The sequence below is a fragment of the Clostridioides sp. GD02367 genome, assembly GCF_045900275.1.
GTDB lineage: Bacteria > Bacillota > Clostridia > Peptostreptococcales > Peptostreptococcaceae > Clostridioides > Clostridioides difficile_A.
In genome coordinates, this window is the sequence record NZ_JBJODK010000014.1 from 43114 (window position 1) to 61671 (window position 18558).

General features: G+C 26.2%; 21 protein-coding genes and 1 CRISPR repeat array (1 of these 22 only partly in view). Of the genes, 10 read left to right on the plus strand and 11 right to left on the minus strand.

The window, feature by feature from the left end; all coding sequences use genetic code 11:
• Positions 1-159: 159 nt before the first annotated feature.
• The 3 genes from Q3223_RS16060 to pcp are packed head-to-tail and all read left to right on the plus strand — an operon-like array spanning position 160 to position 2441.
• Entirely contained in the window at positions 160-825 is a 666-nt protein-coding gene (locus tag Q3223_RS16060) for a DUF969 domain-containing protein (protein ID WP_054270161.1), read from the plus strand.
• Between the two features lie 21 nt (positions 826-846).
• On the plus strand, positions 847-1779 hold the full coding sequence (locus Q3223_RS16065; protein ID WP_167640784.1) for a DUF979 domain-containing protein: 933 nt from the start codon (positions 847-849) through the stop codon (positions 1777-1779).
• Positions 1780-1799: 20 nt separating this feature from the next.
• Positions 1800-2441 (plus strand): pyroglutamyl-peptidase I, encoded by a 642-nt coding sequence (gene pcp, locus Q3223_RS16070; protein WP_223195854.1) that lies wholly within the window; start codon positions 1800-1802, stop codon positions 2439-2441.
• A gap of 114 nt (positions 2442-2555) precedes the next feature.
• Here the strand turns inward: pcp and Q3223_RS16075 are convergent, their stop codons facing one another.
• Positions 2556-2888, minus strand: coding sequence for a helix-turn-helix domain-containing protein (locus tag Q3223_RS16075; protein ID WP_054270158.1), 333 nt, complete (start codon positions 2886-2888; stop codon positions 2556-2558).
• 169 nt (positions 2889-3057) lie between these two features.
• On the opposite strand from Q3223_RS16075, the gene Q3223_RS16080 reads away from it, so the two are divergent.
• Positions 3058-3678, plus strand: a complete 621-nt coding sequence (locus Q3223_RS16080; RefSeq protein ID WP_054276609.1) for a flavodoxin family protein — start codon at positions 3058-3060, stop codon at positions 3676-3678.
• Between the two features lie 220 nt (positions 3679-3898).
• On the opposite strand, the gene Q3223_RS16085 is transcribed toward Q3223_RS16080, so the two are convergent.
• The 6 genes from Q3223_RS16085 to Q3223_RS16110 form a co-directional block, all read right to left on the minus strand.
• The gene (locus Q3223_RS16085) at positions 3899-4714 is read right to left on the minus strand and encodes a TraX family protein (protein ID WP_407812199.1); all 816 of its coding nucleotides are present in this window, start codon (positions 4712-4714) and stop codon (positions 3899-3901) included.
• Positions 4715-4725: 11 nt separating this feature from the next.
• The gene (locus Q3223_RS16090; protein ID WP_054270155.1) at positions 4726-6129 is read right to left on the minus strand and encodes a sensor histidine kinase KdpD; all 1404 of its coding nucleotides are present in this window, start codon (positions 6127-6129) and stop codon (positions 4726-4728) included.
• A gap of 3 nt (positions 6130-6132) precedes the next feature.
• Positions 6133-6858: a response regulator transcription factor gene (locus Q3223_RS16095; protein ID WP_054270154.1), complete on the minus strand. Its 726-nt coding sequence runs from the start codon at positions 6856-6858 to the stop codon at positions 6133-6135.
• 111 nt (positions 6859-6969) lie between these two features.
• Positions 6970-7743: an ABC transporter permease gene (locus tag Q3223_RS16100; RefSeq protein WP_407812200.1), complete on the minus strand. Its 774-nt coding sequence runs from the start codon at positions 7741-7743 to the stop codon at positions 6970-6972.
• A 5-nt stretch (positions 7744-7748) separates the two neighbouring features.
• Entirely contained in the window at positions 7749-8636 is an 888-nt protein-coding gene (locus tag Q3223_RS16105; protein WP_407812201.1) for an ABC transporter ATP-binding protein, read from the minus strand.
• A 12-nt stretch (positions 8637-8648) separates the two neighbouring features.
• Positions 8649-9671: a hypothetical protein gene (locus Q3223_RS16110; protein ID WP_407812202.1), complete on the minus strand. Its 1023-nt coding sequence runs from the start codon at positions 9669-9671 to the stop codon at positions 8649-8651.
• Positions 9672-10767: 1096 nt separating this feature from the next.
• Between Q3223_RS16110 and Q3223_RS16115 the strand changes: the two genes are divergently transcribed.
• Together Q3223_RS16115 and Q3223_RS16120 are read left to right on the plus strand one after the other, a co-directional pair.
• Positions 10768-10944, plus strand: a complete 177-nt coding sequence (locus Q3223_RS16115; protein WP_009889562.1) for a hypothetical protein — start codon at positions 10768-10770, stop codon at positions 10942-10944.
• A 680-nt stretch (positions 10945-11624) separates the two neighbouring features.
• Positions 11625-11945 carry a TIGR04076 family protein gene (locus Q3223_RS16120; RefSeq protein ID WP_054270150.1) on the plus strand — a complete coding sequence of 107 codons (321 nt, stop codon included), beginning with the start codon at positions 11625-11627 and terminating at the stop codon, positions 11943-11945.
• 414 nt (positions 11946-12359) lie between these two features.
• Here Q3223_RS16120 and Q3223_RS16125 read toward each other — a convergent pair whose 3' ends face one another.
• Positions 12360-13322 carry a PLP-dependent cysteine synthase family protein gene (locus Q3223_RS16125; RefSeq protein ID WP_054270149.1) on the minus strand — a complete coding sequence of 321 codons (963 nt, stop codon included), beginning with the start codon at positions 13320-13322 and terminating at the stop codon, positions 12360-12362.
• A 190-nt stretch (positions 13323-13512) separates the two neighbouring features.
• Between Q3223_RS16125 and Q3223_RS16130 the strand changes: the two genes are divergently transcribed.
• The 3 genes from Q3223_RS16130 (at position 13513) to Q3223_RS16140 (ending at position 15696) form a co-directional block, all read left to right on the plus strand.
• A complete protein-coding gene (locus Q3223_RS16130; RefSeq protein ID WP_054270148.1) occupies positions 13513-14064 on the plus strand; it encodes a helix-turn-helix domain-containing protein in 552 nt (183 codons plus the stop codon).
• A gap of 187 nt (positions 14065-14251) precedes the next feature.
• On the plus strand, positions 14252-14617 hold the full coding sequence (locus Q3223_RS16135; protein WP_407812203.1) for a VOC family protein: 366 nt from the start codon (positions 14252-14254) through the stop codon (positions 14615-14617).
• Positions 14618-15510: 893 nt separating this feature from the next.
• The gene (locus tag Q3223_RS16140; RefSeq protein ID WP_227832301.1) at positions 15511-15696 is read left to right on the plus strand and encodes a hypothetical protein; all 186 of its coding nucleotides are present in this window, start codon (positions 15511-15513) and stop codon (positions 15694-15696) included.
• A 232-nt stretch (positions 15697-15928) separates the two neighbouring features.
• Here the strand turns inward: Q3223_RS16140 and Q3223_RS16145 are convergent, their stop codons facing one another.
• Both Q3223_RS16145 and Q3223_RS16150 read right to left on the minus strand, forming a co-directional pair.
• Entirely contained in the window at positions 15929-16216 is a 288-nt protein-coding gene (locus Q3223_RS16145) for a hypothetical protein (protein WP_054276600.1), read from the minus strand.
• A gap of 136 nt (positions 16217-16352) precedes the next feature.
• The gene (locus tag Q3223_RS16150; protein WP_407812204.1) at positions 16353-16529 is read right to left on the minus strand and encodes a hypothetical protein; all 177 of its coding nucleotides are present in this window, start codon (positions 16527-16529) and stop codon (positions 16353-16355) included.
• Positions 16530-17154: 625 nt separating this feature from the next.
• On the opposite strand from Q3223_RS16150, the gene Q3223_RS16155 reads away from it, so the two are divergent.
• Positions 17155-17502, plus strand: a complete 348-nt coding sequence (locus Q3223_RS16155) for a hypothetical protein (protein ID WP_407812205.1) — start codon at positions 17155-17157, stop codon at positions 17500-17502.
• Between the two features lie 59 nt (positions 17503-17561).
• Here the strand turns inward: Q3223_RS16155 and Q3223_RS16160 are convergent, their stop codons facing one another.
• Positions 17562-17819 (minus strand): hypothetical protein, encoded by a 258-nt coding sequence (locus tag Q3223_RS16160; RefSeq protein WP_074178329.1) that lies wholly within the window; start codon positions 17817-17819, stop codon positions 17562-17564.
• A gap of 158 nt (positions 17820-17977) precedes the next feature.
• A CRISPR array of direct repeats spans positions 17978-18558; the repeat unit is 29 nt; unit sequence ATTTACATACCACATAGTTAATATAAAAC; it runs 167 nt beyond the window's last position.

Here is an 18558-nt window from a genome sequence, read left to right on the forward strand (position 1 = left end):
ATTTAAAATATTTATTTTAATATTTTAAACATCTTCTCTATTTTTTTCTTAAATTTCATAATAATAGTCTTATTAAAGCAAATACTATAAAAAGAGTTTATCTTTATTTACTAACCGAATTTAAATTTAAAATATAGAAAAATGGAAGGAGAATAATTCATGATAAAATTAATTGGTATCTTGATAGTCGTAATTGGTTTTATACTTAAAATGGATACACTATTTACTGTATTATTAGCAGGCATAGCAACAGGGATTGTTGCAGGATTGGACTTTAATCAAATCTTTACAATCTTGGGTGACTCTTTTGTTTCAAACAGAGGTGTATCATTATTCATACTAACATTACCAGTAATTGGTGTGTTAGAAAGATATGGATTGAAACAAAGAGCTGTTTCCTTAATAGAAAAATTAAAGAAACTTACAACAGGAAAAGTACTTACTATATATATGATAGCTAGACAAGTAGCTGGTGCTCTATCAATAAGAATGAGTGGACACCCTCAGTTTGTGAGACCACTCGTTAATCCGATGGCACAAGCTGCTGGTTTAAGTAATAGTGATGAACTAAAAGAATCTGATGAAGAAGCTATAAAAGCATTGTCTGCTGCATCAGAAAACTATGGAAACTTTTATGGTCAAAATCTATTTGCAGGTAGTAGTGGAGTATTGCTTATAGCTTCTACACTGACTCAGTTCGGATACAATGTAACTGGACTTAACATTGTAAAGGCCAATATTATCATGGCAGTAATAGCACTTGTAGTTGCTACAATTCAATTTACTTTATATGATAAGAAATTAAATAAGAGTCACAAGAGATAGATTTATTTAGGAGGAATAAAAATGCAAAATTTTATAAATATATCATTAGAAGTTTTTTATGCACTGATGGGTTTTCTGATGGTTGTAATAGCATATAGGTCTTTTACTACAATAGATAACAATAAGAAATATGGTACATCATTATTTTGGATACTGATATCATTACCCTTCATATTTGGTAGACTGATTCCAGCTAATATAATCGGAATAATTCTAATATTATCTAGTTTTTTGACACTTTCCAAACAAGTTGTATTTGCAAAATATGAAGAACCAAATGAGAGTTTTGGGAAAGAACAAGCAGATAAACTTAAAAATAAAATATTTATACCCTCATTAATATTAGCATTTGCTGCAGTAGTTGTGGCTATGAGCCTTACTAATTTTGACAATTCTTCACAGTTCGCAATAGGTGTGGGTTCAATAATTGCATTAATATCAGCTCTTATAATAACTAAAGCAAAGCCTACTACATCAGTTCAAGATGGCTCAAGATTACTTCAGCAAATGGGACCTGCTAGTATGTTACCACAACTTTTGGTTGCATTAGGCGCTCTATTTACTCAAGCTGGAGTTGGTGAAGTCATTTCAAATATGATATCTGGTGTAGTCCCTGCTGATAACAGATTATTTGGTGTTATAGCATATGTATTAGGTATGGTTATATTTACTATGATAATGGGAAATGCATTTGCTGCGTTTTCAGTCATAACAGCAGGAATTGGAATTCCTTTCGTATTGTCTCAAGGTGGAAATCCTGCTATAATTGGAGCACTAGCATTAACAGCAGGATATTGTGGAACTTTACTTACTCCAATGGCTGCTAATTTTAATATAGTTCCAGCAGCTTTACTTGAATGCAAAAACGACTACATTGTTATAAAATACCAGGCACCAGTTGCTTTAGTATTAATTATAGCTCACATATTAGTAATGTATTTTTTAGGATTTTAATACAATTAGGAGGTAAAATAATGAAAATTTTATTAACAGGATTCGACCCATTTGGTGGAGAACCAATAAATCCAGCTCAAGAAGCAGTTGAAAGGGTTAATGATAATATAAATGGCGCAGAAATTATAAAAATAACTATACCAACAGTTATGACAAAATCTGTTGAAGCTATAGATAAAGCTATCCAACAGCACAATCCAGATATAGTAATATCAGTTGGACAAGCTGGAGGTAGATTTGATATTACTCCTGAGAGGGTAGCTATAAATGTAGATGACTTTAGAATAAAAGATAATGAAGGTAACCAAGTCATAGATACTGTTATAAAAGAAGATGGTCAACCTGCATATTTTTCAAAATTACCTGTAAAAGCTATGGTAAAACATATGAATGAAAATAAAATTCCAGCAAGTGTTTCAAACACTGCAGGTACATTTGTTTGTAATCATGTAATGTATGGAATTCTTTACATGATAGACAAAAAATATCCTAATCTAAGAGGTGGCTTTATACACATACCATATATGACTTCACAGATAATAGATAAAAAGAATACACCTTTTATGTCTCTAGAAGAAATAGTGAAAGGCTTAGAATTAGCTGTGGAAGCTTGTACTATCTATAAAAATGATATAGAGGAAATTGGTGGTGAAATTTCATAATGACTCTTTGAATATTTTTATAAATTTCAAATAAGAGTTATTCAAGTAAAGACTGTAAGTAAATTTGTTTAGATATTTACTTACAGTCTTTTTATAATACATACAAATATAAAATTAAAGTTTATTCTTCTCTCCCCACTCACACATTGCATCTAGAATTGGAATCAAAGATTTTCCTCTTTCAGATAGACTATATTCTACCTTAGGAGGTATTTGAGGATATTCAGTACGAATAATCAAGTTATCTGCCTCCAATTCCTTCAATGATAAACTCAAGGTTTTATAGGAAATTGTATTTATATAACGCTTTAATGCATTATATCTGACAACCTTAAATTCTACAAGACAATAAAGAATTATCATTTTATATTTGCCATTAATCAATGAAAGTGTATAGCTAAATCCTGTTTCACTTAAATCTGTATTTGAGATATAATCTATACCCATATGTTACACTCTCCTTTTGGTTAGTATTGAACAAAAATGTGCGTACTTGTTTTTAAGATAATTTATAATAAAATTATAGTGTAAGAATAATTGAAAGTCAATTTGATAATAGGAAGTGTAATATATAGGTGAAAATCTATTAAATAAAGTTTATTGGAGGAAATTTATAATGAAAGTTTTATTGATTAATGGTAGCCCAAACCAATATGGATGTACTTATACAGCATTAACTGAGGTTACTAAAGTATTAAATAAACATGATATTGAAACAGAAATACTGTATTTAGGTAAAAAAGCAATCCCAGGATGTATTGCTTGCTCATCTTGTTTCGAAACTGGAAAATGTATTTGTGATGATAAGGTTAATGAATTAGTTGAGGAACTTGATAATATTGATGGTATCATTATTGGTTCTCCTGTTTATTTTTCTAGTGCAAGTGGTCAATTAACTTCATTTCTTGACCGTTTATTTTTCATAGCTGGTAGTCGCATGGCTACAAAATTAGGTGCTTCAATTGTATCCTGTAGACGTGGTGGTGCAACTGCAACATTTGACCAACTCAACAAATATTTTTCAATTAGCAATATGCCTATTGTATCATCACAGTATTGGAATCAGGTACATGGTTTTACACCAGAAGATGTTATGAAGGATGAAGAAGGCTTACAAACCATGCGAACTTTAGGCGAAAACATGGCATGGCTTCTTAAATGTATTTCAGCTGGTAAGAAATCTGGAATTAAAGAACCACAGTATGAAGAGAAAGTTATGACTAATTTTATAAAATAGATAATGAAAATATAGTGGAATTTATTAATAATGAAAATGCTAATCTATAAATAAAAATATATATTACAAAAAATAATAAAACAGAGTTATTAAATGTATATATCAAATCTCTGTTTTATTGTTTTTTATTAAAAAGTTTCAAGTTCCAGTAATATTATACTTATATCCAATGCTATTTTTAATCAGAAGTGTTTTAATACACACATTTTATATTTTAAAATTATATTAAGTATACCCCTAAAATATACAACACATATATATGGGCTGGATAATATAAATAAAACAAATATTTCATACTCTTACCTTTTTCTCTATTGTAAAGCAACATGAAAGGTAGAGAAGCAACCATCATCCATTGGTAATTTTGTAAAGTAGAATTTTTTAAACTAAAATCTCCATTTGCCATTGTTATAAATACAAAGATACACATTAAAATATAGCAAATACTTAAATTAAGTTTCTTCTCTCTACACAAATAAAAAATAATTCCAAGTGTAATAAGAATTGGTCCACCTTCTACTAAAAATGGTACTGGTACTAAAGTCATAAATAAAGCTAGAAGCTCATTAAATGATTTGAAAAGTATAGTTATTATAAATATTCCTAATATTATAGGGGCTATTATCATTGTTAACCCTATAATAAGATATTTTACTTCTCTTTCTTTTCTAAATTTCTTTATAAATTCTATTGCTTGTAAATAAATTGCTATCAAAAATATTGTTGAAAAAATATTGTTTATAATTATTACCCCTTCTGGATGTGGAAATACACTATTAATTATTTGATTTCCTATTGCCATAATAACAGACCAAATATACAACCTAGTTATGTACTTTTTCCTGTTACTAGTGTGATAAAATCCTTCCACTGCCATAAACGTAAATAAAGGTGCTGATATTCTACCTATCCAATGAAACCAAATAGGTATTTGCATTGTTTCTGGCATAAATGCTGCTATATGGTCAAATGTCATAAATATTAATGCCAACATCTTAATAGTAAACCCATTTATTCCTTTTTTAAAAAAATTCATATTATTCTCCCCTAATTTTGATTTATTTCTATAATAATTTCTGTCCCTACTCCAATTTTACTATTTACATAGATATTTCCTTTATGAATCTCTATTATCTCTTTAGAAATAGCCATCCCAAGCCCTGAACCTTTATGCAATTCGCCTGTATTGGTACCTCTGTAATATTTCTCAAAAATATGTTTTAAATCATTTTCGCTTATCCCAACTCCACTATCTTTTATTATAATTTCTATATTATCTTTTTTTATAATTTTTATCTCTATCAAAGTATCCTCACTATTATGAACTATTGAATTAAATATAAGATTAGTTATGGCTCTTCTTAACAATATTGGGTCTGCATGTACTTCTATTGACTCTTCATAACATTCAAACTCAATATACCTATTTTTATATCTATTATCATTTAAAATATCCACTATTATATTTCTAACCAAACCAACTAAATTTATTTTTTTCTTATTCAAAACTATATTATTATTTTTTAGTCGAGTAGATAAATTTAGGTCATCAACCAAATCTTTTATATACTTAGATTTATTGTATATAATTTCCGTATACTCTCGTAATTCATCTTCTACAAACTCATAATCTTTGTCATTGATTATTTCTGCATATCCTTGTATAGATGATAAAGGAGTTTTTATATCATGTGTTATATTTGCTAGCCATTCTTCTCTCAATTTTTCATTTTCTTTTCTCTCTGCTTCATTTATTCTTAAAGTATAAGCCAGCATATTGATATTTGCAAACACTTCTTCATATATACCTCTATCTTTAAGGTATAAACTATAATTTCCATTAGCCATAGTCTCAACACTCCATAACACACTTGATATTGGTTTTGTAAGCTTTCTACTAAATAAGTAGCCAACACCCAATGCTACCATTCCATCAATCACAAGTGTTATAATAATGATTTTATTTAAAGTATCTTTAATACTATCATTAGAATAAGTTAAAATTATTCTTGATGTATCTCTACTAGGCATACCAACTATTACATTTAAATGTTTTTTGTTTAGAGTTTTTTCTAAAATAAAATTAATGTAATTTGTTTCTCTATACTTGTAATTATTAACCATCTGAAATGGCGTATATTTTTTAGGAGTATCCTTTGGTACGTTCATTCCATAGACTTCTTCACCTGAATCATTTAAAACTTGTAACCAAGAATTTGATTTTTCTAGTTTATCAATTCCAATCTTTGATAGCCTAAGCACTCCATTTTTTTCATATAAATCTTTTTCAAAAGAACGTGCAAATTCTTCAGGATTATTTTTAGAGTCCACAGCTTTAAAAAAACTATTAGTTGAAACAACATACAGTATAGAAATGATATTTATAATAACTACTGATATAACTACAAATACGATTGTGAGCATAAAGTTTCTAGTAATCTTCCATCTCATACTCTAATCTTCCTTTACTGCTAATTTATATCCAAGACCTTTTATTGTCAAAATATATTCTGGTTTTGAGGGATTATCCTCCAATTTTTCTCTAATCTTTCTTATATGAACCATTATAGTATTATCAAAACCCACATAATCTTCTCCCCACACCTTATCCCATAATCTCTCTTTACTTATAATCTGATTTTGATTGTGTGCAAATAAAGATAATATTTTTAATTCTTTTGCGGATAATCCTATGGACTGCCCATCTTTTATAAGTTCTGCTCTACTTTCATTTAATTTATATGGTCCAAATGATATAATTTTTTCTTTATCATTGTCTAAATCCACGCTTCCATTTTGGCTCTCATTAAAATAACTTAATCTTCTTAAGTGAGCTTTGACCCTAAAAGCTACTTCCTTAGGACTAAATGGTTTTGTAACATAATCATCTCCTCCAATTGCAAGTCCAAGTAATTTGTCTAATTCTTCTGTTTTAGCTGACAAAAATATTATTGGAGAATTAGAGTTTTTTCTTATTTCTTTACAAATATCATAACCTTCTCCATCAGGTAACATAATATCTAGTATAATTAAATCAGGGTTAATATTTTTAAATATTTCTAATCCTTCTCTTCTAGTTTTTGCAGTATATACGTTATTAAAGCCTTCTTTCTTTAATACAGTTTCTAAAAGTTTTAATATTTCTACCTCATCATCTATTATTAAAATACTATTTTCCATAAATAACCTCCTATTATAATTTACCTATATATTAGCATACATTTTCTTAAAAATTTATTTATATTGTTTTAAAATAGGTTAATACATAAATAAAGTTACTATTATTTTTGGTTAAAATCTTTCACTTGATGTAAAATTTTTATATGTTATTTGGGTTAATATTATCATTAATGTAATTGAGATTACTATTGATAAACCTATCAATGTATTTGGTACATTGTATCTAACAATTTGTTGACTCATCATAATCCAGTTTGGAGTTATTGACATAAATTTTATGGCTTTATCTGGAATAAAACCTACGCTAAAATATGGTATTGCCATTATCAAGCCACCTAGTATAAATGGTATTATAGAGGATTTAAATATAGATGAAAGTGTTAAACCTATTTGTGCAAATATAAAAGAAGCCAAAATAGTTGTTACTATAACAATAAGATACATTTGGATTACTGTAAGATTTAAATTACTATTTCCAAAATACCATAAGTTTTTAATTGGTTCATCCAAATATTTAAATTCAAAAAAACTAAATCCTCTAATTCCTACTAATAGTATAAAAGAAATATTAATTATAGACAAAATTAAACCATTAGCTACTAGTTTTGATAATACTACTGATTTTTTCCCATTTTTAGTTGTATTTATTAAACCAGTCATATTAGAATCATATTCTTTTGTATAATTTCCAGAAGTTATTATAAACATTACTAAACCTATTAAAGGTATAGAACCTTCTATCTTGTAAAATATATCTGAGTACGTATCTAAAACATCAAATTTTCTAATCAGAACAAAACCAAAAAATAGCAGAAACAACCAAACCATCCAAATACTTTTTGATTTTAATATTTTTATCATTTCAGATTTAACTAAATACATCATTTATACTATACCTCCTTTGCATCTTCTAAATCAAAGTAAAACATATATACATCTTCAAATTTTGCTTGAACTGCTTGTGTATTAGTTTCAGTTGGAATATCATTTGAAACTATTCTAAGTACTATTGAATTAACATCACTTTGAATACTTATAACCTTATACTTAGATTGAATTTTATCAATTTCACACTCATTTTCAACTTGAATATGATATACTTTATTTTCCATGTGACTTAATATTTCTTTGTGTGTTCCTTTCACTAGAAGTTTACCATTTTTAATCATTATTGTTTCTTTTGCAACTGATTCTATGTCTGAAATTATATGAGTAGAAAGAATTATTATCTTATCTCTAGATATTTTAGCTATTAAGTTTCTAAATCTAGCTCTTTCTTGTGGGTCAAGACCAGCTGTTGGCTCATCAAGGACTATTATTTTCGGATTATTTAATAAAACTTGTGCTATGCCAACTCTTCTCTTCATACCACCAGAAAATTTTCCTATAGCCTTATTTCTTACATCATAAAGTCCTACTAATTCCAATAATTCATCTATATTACTATCTAAATCTTTTCCCTTTAAACCTTTTAATGCCCCTATATACTGTAAAAATTGTTTTGCTGTAAAGTTTTTATAAATTCCAAATTCTTGTGGCAAGTATCCTAAAATGTTTCTATAATCATCATCCATCTTAAATATATCCTTACCATTATAGAGAATTTGGCCATTGTTAGGTTTTATCAATGTTGTTATTTGTTTCATTAAAGTAGATTTTCCTGCTCCATTGGGTCCTAAAAGACCATAAACTCCATTTTCTAGCGTTATTGTAATATTATCATTTACTACTTTTTTACCATATATCTTTGAAAGATTTTTTATTTCTAACTTATTCATCTTAACTCTCCTTTATTTACTTATATAATCTGACTTTATTACTAAGAAACATAATGACATAGCACCTACGAATATCGCTATCAAAGACCCTATTGATAGATTAACAATATCTATATGCATTTTAAATATCATAATCTCTCCTAAATAATTTCCTATTATTTTATTAAATCCAAATATCAAATCATAATAATTTACAGTAGAAATAACTAAAAGTAATTTTTTAGGTAATACATGAATTACTGACATTATCTTAGTTATAGCTATAATAAATATAAAAAAACTTATTGATGTTATTGAAGATTTACTTATAAATGAACCTAATATGGCTATCATAGCCCACCCTTCAAACATTAAAAACTCAATACCTATATTTGATATCACATAATTTATTATTCTTAAATTTGATTTCAAAGTAGCTATGTTATCTACTATTCTGAAAGCTTCTAAATCTCCATTAGTTGGCATACCTTGTTGCATACAAGTTATGATGAATATTCCAATCAAATAAACAGAATAAATTATTAGTGGAACTAATAAAGCAACAACTATTTTTGACTTTAATGCTTTTTTCTTCTCTTTTGATGATAGTATGATATCTCTTACTGAAGAAACCACTTCGTCTATATAAATATTTGAGATAATTATAGCGATAGTAATTAACATCCCTACATTTATAAGTGTATTTGTAGCTCTATAATTAAACACCTTCCAAAAACTAACATCTTTATACTGATTCACACTTAAATTATAAAGTTTGATATTTGACATTGACTTAATTTTTTTAGAAAATACATCTGTATCTTTTTGATTTGAAAGTTGATTTAAAATATTAATCTTATTTTGAAATTTATAATTACCTATATCATCACTACTTCTTGTATCTTCTATACGCCCTCTTTCTTTATCTATATAATAATTTTCCGTCTCTAAAACAGGTTTAACAAAGATATTGATTGATAGTATTAACATTAATATCCCTAAAGATATAAACATATTTTTAGATTTAATCAGTTTTTTCATTTCCCAATTTACCAATGTACTAATCCTCCTAAATTATTTTGATTACACATATATATTAAAACTTGAATCTTATATCAATATAGTCTTAACCTTAAATAAAGCTTAAATTATTTGATTTATTGAAACTCATCAAAAGTAGGCTTTTAAATTTACTATTTTATAAAATAGCTTGTAATATGTTTATTTTTTATTGTAATCTTTTAGATTCTCTTTTTTGTAAGAGACTTGCTATACTTTTATTAGTAAGATTAAATTTAAAATAAGTTGGTGATTATATGAGAAATATAGATATTTATACAAAGTTGAAAATAAGCTTTTTAGCATCCATCAGCATGTTTATCATTGCAGCTGCCTTTATTATTTTTATTGGAAATTATATGTTTTCAATTATTTTTATTCTTTTTGGTATTTTTATTGAGTGGCAATTTTACCGTTGTCCAAACTGTAATCATTGTCTAGATTCAAGGATGGAACTTTTAAAGAGTGGCTCTTACTGTCCTTATTGTGGAAAGATTATTAAATAGTTATTCTTTTATCCAGTTTATTTAATATTAATTAATAAAATTTACTCTATGTGTATTTCTAAATTTCTTATTAAGTTATAAAATTTTTAAATATATTAAAAAGATATAAAGAATTGTTATGCACAATTCTCTATATCTTTTGTTGTTTATAAAGACTTTATATATTTTTTTATTATATATGCCTTAAAAATTTTTACCAATAGTAAAATAAATTTTCTATTTTGCTCTTTTGTTTTAAAAATTTTATCCAGCTACTTTTTATATTTACCCATTTGAAATTAAACTAGTTAATTTCAAATCACAATTTTTAATATAAATAATTGAATATAGACTTATTTATCATTAGTTTTTCTTTTAAAAGCAATAAGTATAATTTCATAATATTTTTCATTTTCAAACAAGCATGTTGAATAATAAAGCATCTTCTAGTATTATATATTTGTAGAATAAAACTAAATTGGTAAAACTAGGAAGATTTGGTTTTATAGAGTTATAGGAACTAGTACTAAAAAATTTTATAAGTTTTGTTATTTTGTTACTAAAATACAATTTTTGATTTTACTAAATTTTTTAGGGGGATGAATAATATGTTTATTGGAGAAATAGACAAATGTACACATATATTAACTGCTTATATAAGTAGTTCATACGATTATTGTAATTTTTTAGATACACAATTAGATGATTTTATATCAGAATATGGAGAAACTGTAGTTGAAACATGCTTACATCAAGTTTTATTATTAGTGAGTCGATATAATTAAAATTAAGTTTTTCCTAGGAAAGCCTTTTTGGATTTACCTACCTTAATAAATATATAATTTTTTTGTACTTTATAAGTAACTATAACTTCTGCTAAAGTAAAGATGTATTGGGAGTACATCTTTACTTTAGCATTAAAACAGTTAAAAGCATACATATAAAAATAAATCATCCAATACAAATTATACATTCCTTATACCTAACTTAATGTATGAGCATTTTTCTATACATATATTCTGTAATCTCATCAAATATAGCCTAAATTTTTACTATTTTGTACATTCTCTATAAATCATACAAATAACATCTATAAAATCCCCCTAGTATGTTTAAACCACCTATAAAATAACACCAATATTTAGAATATTCAATATCAACTGCATAACTGGTCAATAAAAATGTATAACTAGACAAAATTCTTATCTTTTCTTTATGTTTATTTATATTTTTATTTATTATTTTTATGAATTAGTTTATTTAAAGTTCATTTAATACAAGTTCTCTTAATGTCAATAATTTACTAATTTTCATGTTATCTACACGATTGTAGATTTGTGTATAACTAAGTTCTATATTAAGAGTACTCTCCCAAACGTTAGTACTTTACTTAAAAGTAAGTACTTGTTCAAACATAAAATAGAACATATACTTATATAAACAAATATATAAGGAGATGATTTTTATGAAAAAATGTAAAATAGAAGTTATAAAAACTACATTCCATCAAGATTTAGCAGATAAATATGGATGTGAAGGTATTGGAAAATGCCCTATGCATAAAGTAGGAGAAGTATTTTTTGGAGATTTTGCTAAACCTGAGAAATTATGCGATGAAGCATGGAAGGCAATGTATCAGTATGTATTTGCTTTATCTCATGGTAGTGAATTGTTTTACTATGGAGATTGGATAGATAAAGAAGGAATTGCTATATGTTCTTGCAATGATGGTATTCGTCCTGTTATTTTTAAAATTGAGAGAACAGATGAAGAATCTAAAATGTAGTATAAAATACACTTATACTAATAATTGATTCTATTATCTAGTCAAATTTATATACCTTCATGTTTCTAAAGTATAAATCTAATTTCAGAATTTAATTTCTTTCAAAAACTAATTTGCATCTACAAGATTACTTTTTTTAATTAGTTATAAATAGGTAAAACTTACTAAATAAGAATAGCTTTATCTATTTATACTTATATCTAACTTTATACAATCTAAGAAAATAGTTACAGTATATGCCCTCTTACATATTGATTCATTTCCCACTATTTTTATTATTACTCCTATAACATTCTATATCTATAAAATAAAAAGCATCTCCTTTATAATTTTCAAAAACTACATTGAGATACTTTTTATAATTTAAATCTATATATTTAATTTAAGAAATAATATATCACTATTCTAACATTATTATAATTCTTCGTATAAATCAGTACTTAAATATTTTAGACCACTATCATTAAGAGTCAAGACTATACTTTTCCCTTTTTCTGTACTTTGTAATAACTTAATTGCTGCGCATACATTTGCACCAGAAGAAAAACCTGCAAAGACACCCTCTAATTTAGCTAATTTTCTTGCTACATCAGTTGCTTCATCATCTGTTACTTGAATGTATCCATCAATAAGTTTTTTGTCTACTAGTGGCAAATCCATAGAGTAGCCTCCACCTTGTATTTTATGCCCTTGGTCAGTTATTTCTTTACCTGAATAAATTGCTGCTGTTGCAGGTTCAACCACATAGCATTTAATAGAAGGATTATGTTTTTTAAGTGTTTTTGAACAACCAGCAAAAGTACTACCACTTCCAAGAAAATCTACAAACACATCAATATTTCCATCTAATTGCTCCCACATTTCTTCTGCTGTATAACATTCATGTGCGTGGTTACAAGCTTCTAGATTGAATTGGTCTGCTCTAAATGCATTTCTTTCTTTTGCTATTTTTTGAGCCTCGACTTCTACAAGTGCTAAATCTTCACCCGATACTTGTCCATGAACTGAATTTGGCATTTGGTCTACAAGAACTACTTCTGCTCCTAAAGCTTTCATCATTCTTGCTCTTTCCATAGAATTTCCTTTTGACATACATGCAATAAATTTATAACCTTTACATGCACAAGCTATTGCTAATCCTGTTCCTGTATTGCCACTTGTTAATTCCACAACTGCTTGACCTGGAACTAATAACCCTGCATTTTCTGCTTCTGTAATCATTTGTAATGCTACACGATCCTTTTTACTGAATCCTGGATTTAAATATTCCATCTTTGCATAGATATTACCTTCAACTCCAAATTCCTTTGCTATTTTAGATAAACATAACATATGAGTATTGCCTATAGCTTCTGTAACATTATTAAGTACATGCATTACAATTCCCCCTTAATCTCTCAACTAACATCCATTGAAAAACAGTCCTTTATGCATTATAATTTATATTACGGATGTACAGTATACTTAACGTTCATTATATTATACCTTTGTAAATTATAAATAACGTTAAATAAATTATACATTCGTAAATTATATTTGTCAATAATTTACATTTTAAGGAGTTAATATGAGTATTAATACTATTATTGCTAAAAATTTAAATAGATTACGTAATGAACGTAACCTAAGTCTAGGTCAACTTGCAGAATTATCTGGTGTAAGTAAGGTCATGTTATCACAAATTGAAAAAGGCGACTCTAATCCAACAGTAAATACAATTTGGAAAATTGCAAGTGGATTAAATGTTCCATATACTGCGATACTTGATCAACCTCAAAACGAAACTTTTATTGTGTCAAAAGCTGATATAGATGTACAAGTTTCAGAAAATGAAGATTATCGTCTTTATTGTTATTATCCTAATACACCAACTAGAAACTTTGAGTTATTTCAAATGGAATTAGAAGAGGGGCATAGTTATACATCTGTTGGTCATTCTGAAAAATCACAAGAATACATTATGATTCTAGAAGGACAATTAAAATTAGAAGCAAATGATTGCGTTTATCAACTTAAAGAGAATGACTCTATTTGTTTTTCAGCTGAATCAGTACATACATACCATAATCAAGGGGAAAAAACATTAAAAACAGTAATAATAAATTACTATCCAGTTTAAAAATATTGTTTAAAAATAGAATAATTATTTCTTATACAAAAATATAAATTCTTTAAACTAAGATTTATATCAGGCTATCAACATAAAACTGTCGATAGCCTTTTTAAATTGATTATGATATAATGCAAACAACATTTAGTCGTATAATGTAAATGATATTATAATATAAAACACAGGAGGGATTTTAATGCTCATAACTCATATATATTTTAACGGAAATTGTAAAGAGGCGATAGAGCTATATAAGAATGCACTATATGCTGATGTTAAAACGCTCATTGAGGATTCCAATTCAAGTCTTGTCGTTCATGCAGAACTAACAATTCATGATGGATTGCTCATACTAAATGATTTTGGTAATAGTGATGGAGTTTCAAAGTCTGGAGGATATCAGTTATGTCTCCAGTTTGATAATGAAGATGAGTTAAAAAGAGCTTATTCAAATATGGAGTTTGAAAGTATTACAATTAACCCAATACAATCCACAGATTACAGTCCATGCACTATAAGATTTGAAGATAGATTTGGTATAAGGTGGGCATTTTGGGTATAGCTGATTGTATATTAGTAAGTAACCCTATTGTAAATTTAGCTTGTTAATACCAATCTTTGAAGTCTTAAAAAAACTTATGGTAAAGTCGAGATAGCTTCTTAAATTTTATCAAACCAAGAAGCTATTAGTCAACAATCTGAGATAAATCCTTTAAACTAGGATTTATGTTTCTATCTTTAGCTTTACAAATTTATTATATATCTTTACACTTTTATTAATTATGTTATAATAACCTTATATGAAAGTTTTATATTTTTGACAAATGGAGTATGAATTACTCCTTTTTTCTTTTATGTTACTATGATGAACATCTAGTTAACATTAATAGGTTATCATGTAAGATAAATACAAACTGTCTCTTATATGTACATTTTTCATTGTTGTAATAATGATTTCATGTATATATTTCTCACAATTGGAGTGCTTTTGCACTCTTTTTTAATATCTTCTATTATTACTTACTAAATATTTCATTACCCTTTTTACATATAAAAAAGATTATTCATATCTATAAATTTATTCAATTTTCAAACATATCTGTTGAATAATATCTAGTTGTATTATATTGTTTTAATTGTAGAATAAAACTAAATTGGCAAAACCAAAGGAATTTAGTGTCATAAATATATATTAAATAAGACTTATAAAACGAATTATAAGTTATATCAAGCAGTCATCAAAAATATATACTCTTTTGGTTTTGTGAAAGTTTTTATGTGGGTAATAATATGTATATTTAAAAATAAATTGTATGGATATACACATATATTGATTGTTTATACTGATAGTTCATATGATTATTATAATTTTATAGATACATAGTTATATAGATTTTCTTTTCTAGAGCATCTTTTTAAGTTTCATCTACTTTATAAATATATGGGGTGATATAAATGTGTTTTAAGACTTATATACTTAAAAGAGTAGTAAATAACAAGCAACTAAAAATAACTCGAAGTTTTGACTTAGATAATCTCATTTGTACTGTAACAGAAATATTAGAAGAAAATAAGATTGATTTAATAATTACAGATAAAAAAACAAGGTTGTTTGGAGAAATGAAAAAATCACCCTTTTAAGATGTTTGAAGTGTTTAAGGACACAAATATCAAAATGAATTATTTTTATTATATTTTATTTTGTAGAATAAATTTCGTTCGTATTATTACAACATATACTATAATTTTTTTAACTAATAAAAAATTATTTTTGAAGTAGAATATATTAAAAAGGTGATAGAAATTATCTATCACCTTTTTGTCTAATATTTAAATTTAATTTATATACTACTAAAATAAATCTAAATGCAATTTAAGAAATTAAATAGTTGAATAGTATATTAAAGCATACTGGTAAAGACAAAAATATAAAATTCTTTATAGTCATAAGTTTTATCTCATCATTTTTATTTTCTTCATTAAAGTAATTATCTTGATAAAATGTGGCTCTATTTTGATAACCTGTTTTTAATACCCCATTTTGAATTAATAGAAGTATAAAAAATATTGCTAATAAAATAAAGTTGTAATTTTTTTCTTTTAATATAAAATTAATCGTAATAACTATAAAACTATATAAAACATATAAAAAAATTTTCATAAAAAGCACCTAAATTCCATATTTATATTTTATGTTAAACCAAATCTAGTTCCTATAAAAACATCTACATAATCAGTCCAAGTGGCACTTGATACACTTCTCTTTACTGTTAAATGAGCCTGTGCATTTACTCCACCTACTCCACTAGCATCATAGTAGTTATTTCTTCCTGATATTTGTTAAGTATAGCTCTAGTTACTATTACAGTTGCGTCAAATATTTCTAAATCTTTATTTTCAACTATTTTTACAACATCTAATATCGTATCTTCTTCTGTTGATATTAAGTTTTTGATATCTTTACTGTTTAACATTACTTTACTCTTAGGGTCTTCATTTCTAGATCTAATGTTGTGATTTGCTAAATCTATTATCCTTTGAGAAATTTTTTCAGGGGGTCTTCATCAACAAAAGTAAATGGTACACATACTTGAAAAATCATTAACACTGATATTACAAATGGTACAAGTTTTTTAATTTCATAAGAACACCTCCTTGTTTATATAAATTATAATATAAATATTCAGAATTTTAAATCTTTTTTCTAGAATAGTTATATTTTTTGATATTTAATATATTATCATTAAATTTTATTACATATATTTGTAATATTTTAGATACTCTTTGTACTTATGTTACTGATATACTTTGATTAAGAAAAATAAACCTTACATGAGTTGGTGATTATTTATGAAAAATATTTTAAAGACTTCTTTTCCCACTATGTTAGGTTTTTGTATTGTAGCCTTCTTATGAATTTATTTTTGCAAAAGAAATAAGCTTTAATAAAATTAAACCATTTATGTTTTTATTTGTGGGGGTGCTTATAGGTACTCTAATTCACATAATATTTTATTATTTAAATAAAAATAGATAAAGCTAAATGATTTTTTTAAAATTTTCACCTTAATAAATTATATTTTAAAGGAGGTCTTTTCTATGAAACTTTGTAATACCTATCTTATACTTATTGGAATAGGAATTATAATATTAACTACAATAATATCTTTAATTAAACCTAAAACTAGTTTTTGCAGTGAAAAATATTTTAATAAATTAGAATCAATGTATGGAAATATATATAGAAAAAGAATTGTTAAACTAGAAGTACTTTCTCGCTATGTAATGGGTCTTGAATATATAGTAATAGGTTTATTCACAAGAAAATTAGATATTACAATAATAGCAATGATATTAATAGCTATTATAACAACTCGGCTTGGCCTACCCATTTTCAAGCATTGCAACTATTTCAATTGGATTTTTAACTCACTATATCTGCAATAAGAAGCATCATATAAGTTAAGTAAGAGTGTCTTGAATGAGACTTCTCTTATCTTCTCCCCTTATTTTTTAATGTCAAATTCACCTAAATTCACTATATCAACAGTTTCAAATCTTTTTTCTTTTTTAATAGATAAAGAATCTTGTGGATTAACTGGAAAATGGAAATCTATTTTTTCTTTTCCATTTTTTAGGTGTATGTCTATTCCCAAATTATCACTTACTTTTATTTTTTGTATAAAAAAATACCTACCTTTTGAGTAAGTACTTACTATATTCACCTCCCTTATCAATGTTGGGAGGATAATTTTTTGATACATGAACTCCACTCTATAAATTGTAGATTCCATCTTCTTGCTAAAAATATTATAACATATGTATTTACATGTTTTTCCTATATATTGTTTTTTATAATATTATTACATCCTTTTAATTTGAAAAACACCTACTATTTAAGTAAGTGTTTTTAGTATTTTTAATTTTAAATCCACATAGTTAATATAAAACAATCGAAGATACAGCTCCAAAAGCTGTTTGAAAAATATTTACATACCACATAGTTAATATAAAACTCTATGATATAGAAGATTTTAAGAATTGCGTAGCTCTATTTACATACCACATAGTTAATATAAAACAAAAGGATTAGATGAACAGTCAATAAGTATGATACGATTTACATACCACATAGTTAATATAAAACTCTTTTATCTAAGTTTACAACTAAAGTATTTTTAGCATTTACATACCACATAGTTAATATAAAACTGTTAGCCATGGAGCTATCAACACCCGAATACTTTAATTTACATACCACATAGTTAATATAAAACGTAGAGTATTTAAGGCTTGTACCAGTCCAACGTTGCAATTTACATACCACATAGTTAATATAAAACGATGGTTTTTAGTATGGGGTGCTTACCCGCTTAATGAATTTACATACCACATAGTTAATATAAAACCATCGCTCCTGTATTCATTAATATATCTATTATTTCATTTACATACCACATAGTTAATATAAAACCTTGTTTCTGTATCTAAAGTCCAAATTTT

Bases quoted from the DNA above. Each gene is read 5' to 3' on its own strand.
- Q3223_RS16060 (WP_054270161.1), top strand. From the start codon at position 160: ATGATAAAATTAATTGGTATCTTGATAGTCGTAATTGGTTTTATACTT.
- Q3223_RS16065 (WP_167640784.1), top strand. From the start codon at position 847: ATGCAAAATTTTATAAATATATCATTAGAAGTTTTTTATGCACTGATG.
- pcp (WP_223195854.1), top strand. From the start codon at position 1,800: ATGAAAATTTTATTAACAGGATTCGACCCATTTGGTGGAGAACCAATA.
- Q3223_RS16075 (WP_054270158.1), bottom strand. From the start codon at position 2,888: ATGGGTATAGATTATATCTCAAATACAGATTTAAGTGAAACAGGATTT.
- Q3223_RS16080 (WP_054276609.1), top strand. From the start codon at position 3,058: ATGAAAGTTTTATTGATTAATGGTAGCCCAAACCAATATGGATGTACT.
- Q3223_RS16085 (WP_407812199.1), bottom strand. From the start codon at position 4,714: ATGAATTTTTTTAAAAAAGGAATAAATGGGTTTACTATTAAGATGTTG.
- Q3223_RS16090 (WP_054270155.1), bottom strand. From the start codon at position 6,129: ATGAGATGGAAGATTACTAGAAACTTTATGCTCACAATCGTATTTGTA.
- Q3223_RS16095 (WP_054270154.1), bottom strand. From the start codon at position 6,858: ATGGAAAATAGTATTTTAATAATAGATGATGAGGTAGAAATATTAAAA.
- Q3223_RS16100 (WP_407812200.1), bottom strand. From the start codon at position 7,743: ATGATGTATTTAGTTAAATCTGAAATGATAAAAATATTAAAATCAAAA.
- Q3223_RS16105 (WP_407812201.1), bottom strand. From the start codon at position 8,636: ATGAATAAGTTAGAAATAAAAAATCTTTCAAAGATATATGGTAAAAAA.
- Q3223_RS16115 (WP_009889562.1), top strand. From the start codon at position 10,768: ATGTTTATTGGAGAAATAGACAAATGTACACATATATTAACTGCTTAT.
- Q3223_RS16120 (WP_054270150.1), top strand. From the start codon at position 11,625: ATGAAAAAATGTAAAATAGAAGTTATAAAAACTACATTCCATCAAGAT.
- Q3223_RS16125 (WP_054270149.1), bottom strand. From the start codon at position 13,322: ATGCATGTACTTAATAATGTTACAGAAGCTATAGGCAATACTCATATG.
- Q3223_RS16130 (WP_054270148.1), top strand. From the start codon at position 13,513: ATGAGTATTAATACTATTATTGCTAAAAATTTAAATAGATTACGTAAT.
- Q3223_RS16135 (WP_407812203.1), top strand. From the start codon at position 14,252: ATGCTCATAACTCATATATATTTTAACGGAAATTGTAAAGAGGCGATA.
- Q3223_RS16140 (WP_227832301.1), top strand. From the start codon at position 15,511: ATGTGTTTTAAGACTTATATACTTAAAAGAGTAGTAAATAACAAGCAA.
- Q3223_RS16145 (WP_054276600.1), bottom strand. From the start codon at position 16,216: ATGAAAATTTTTTTATATGTTTTATATAGTTTTATAGTTATTACGATT.
- Q3223_RS16150 (WP_407812204.1), bottom strand. From the start codon at position 16,529: ATGTTAAACAGTAAAGATATCAAAAACTTAATATCAACAGAAGAAGAT.
- Q3223_RS16155 (WP_407812205.1), top strand. From the start codon at position 17,155: ATGAAACTTTGTAATACCTATCTTATACTTATTGGAATAGGAATTATA.
- Q3223_RS16160 (WP_074178329.1), bottom strand. From the start codon at position 17,819: ATGTATCAAAAAATTATCCTCCCAACATTGATAAGGGAGGTGAATATA.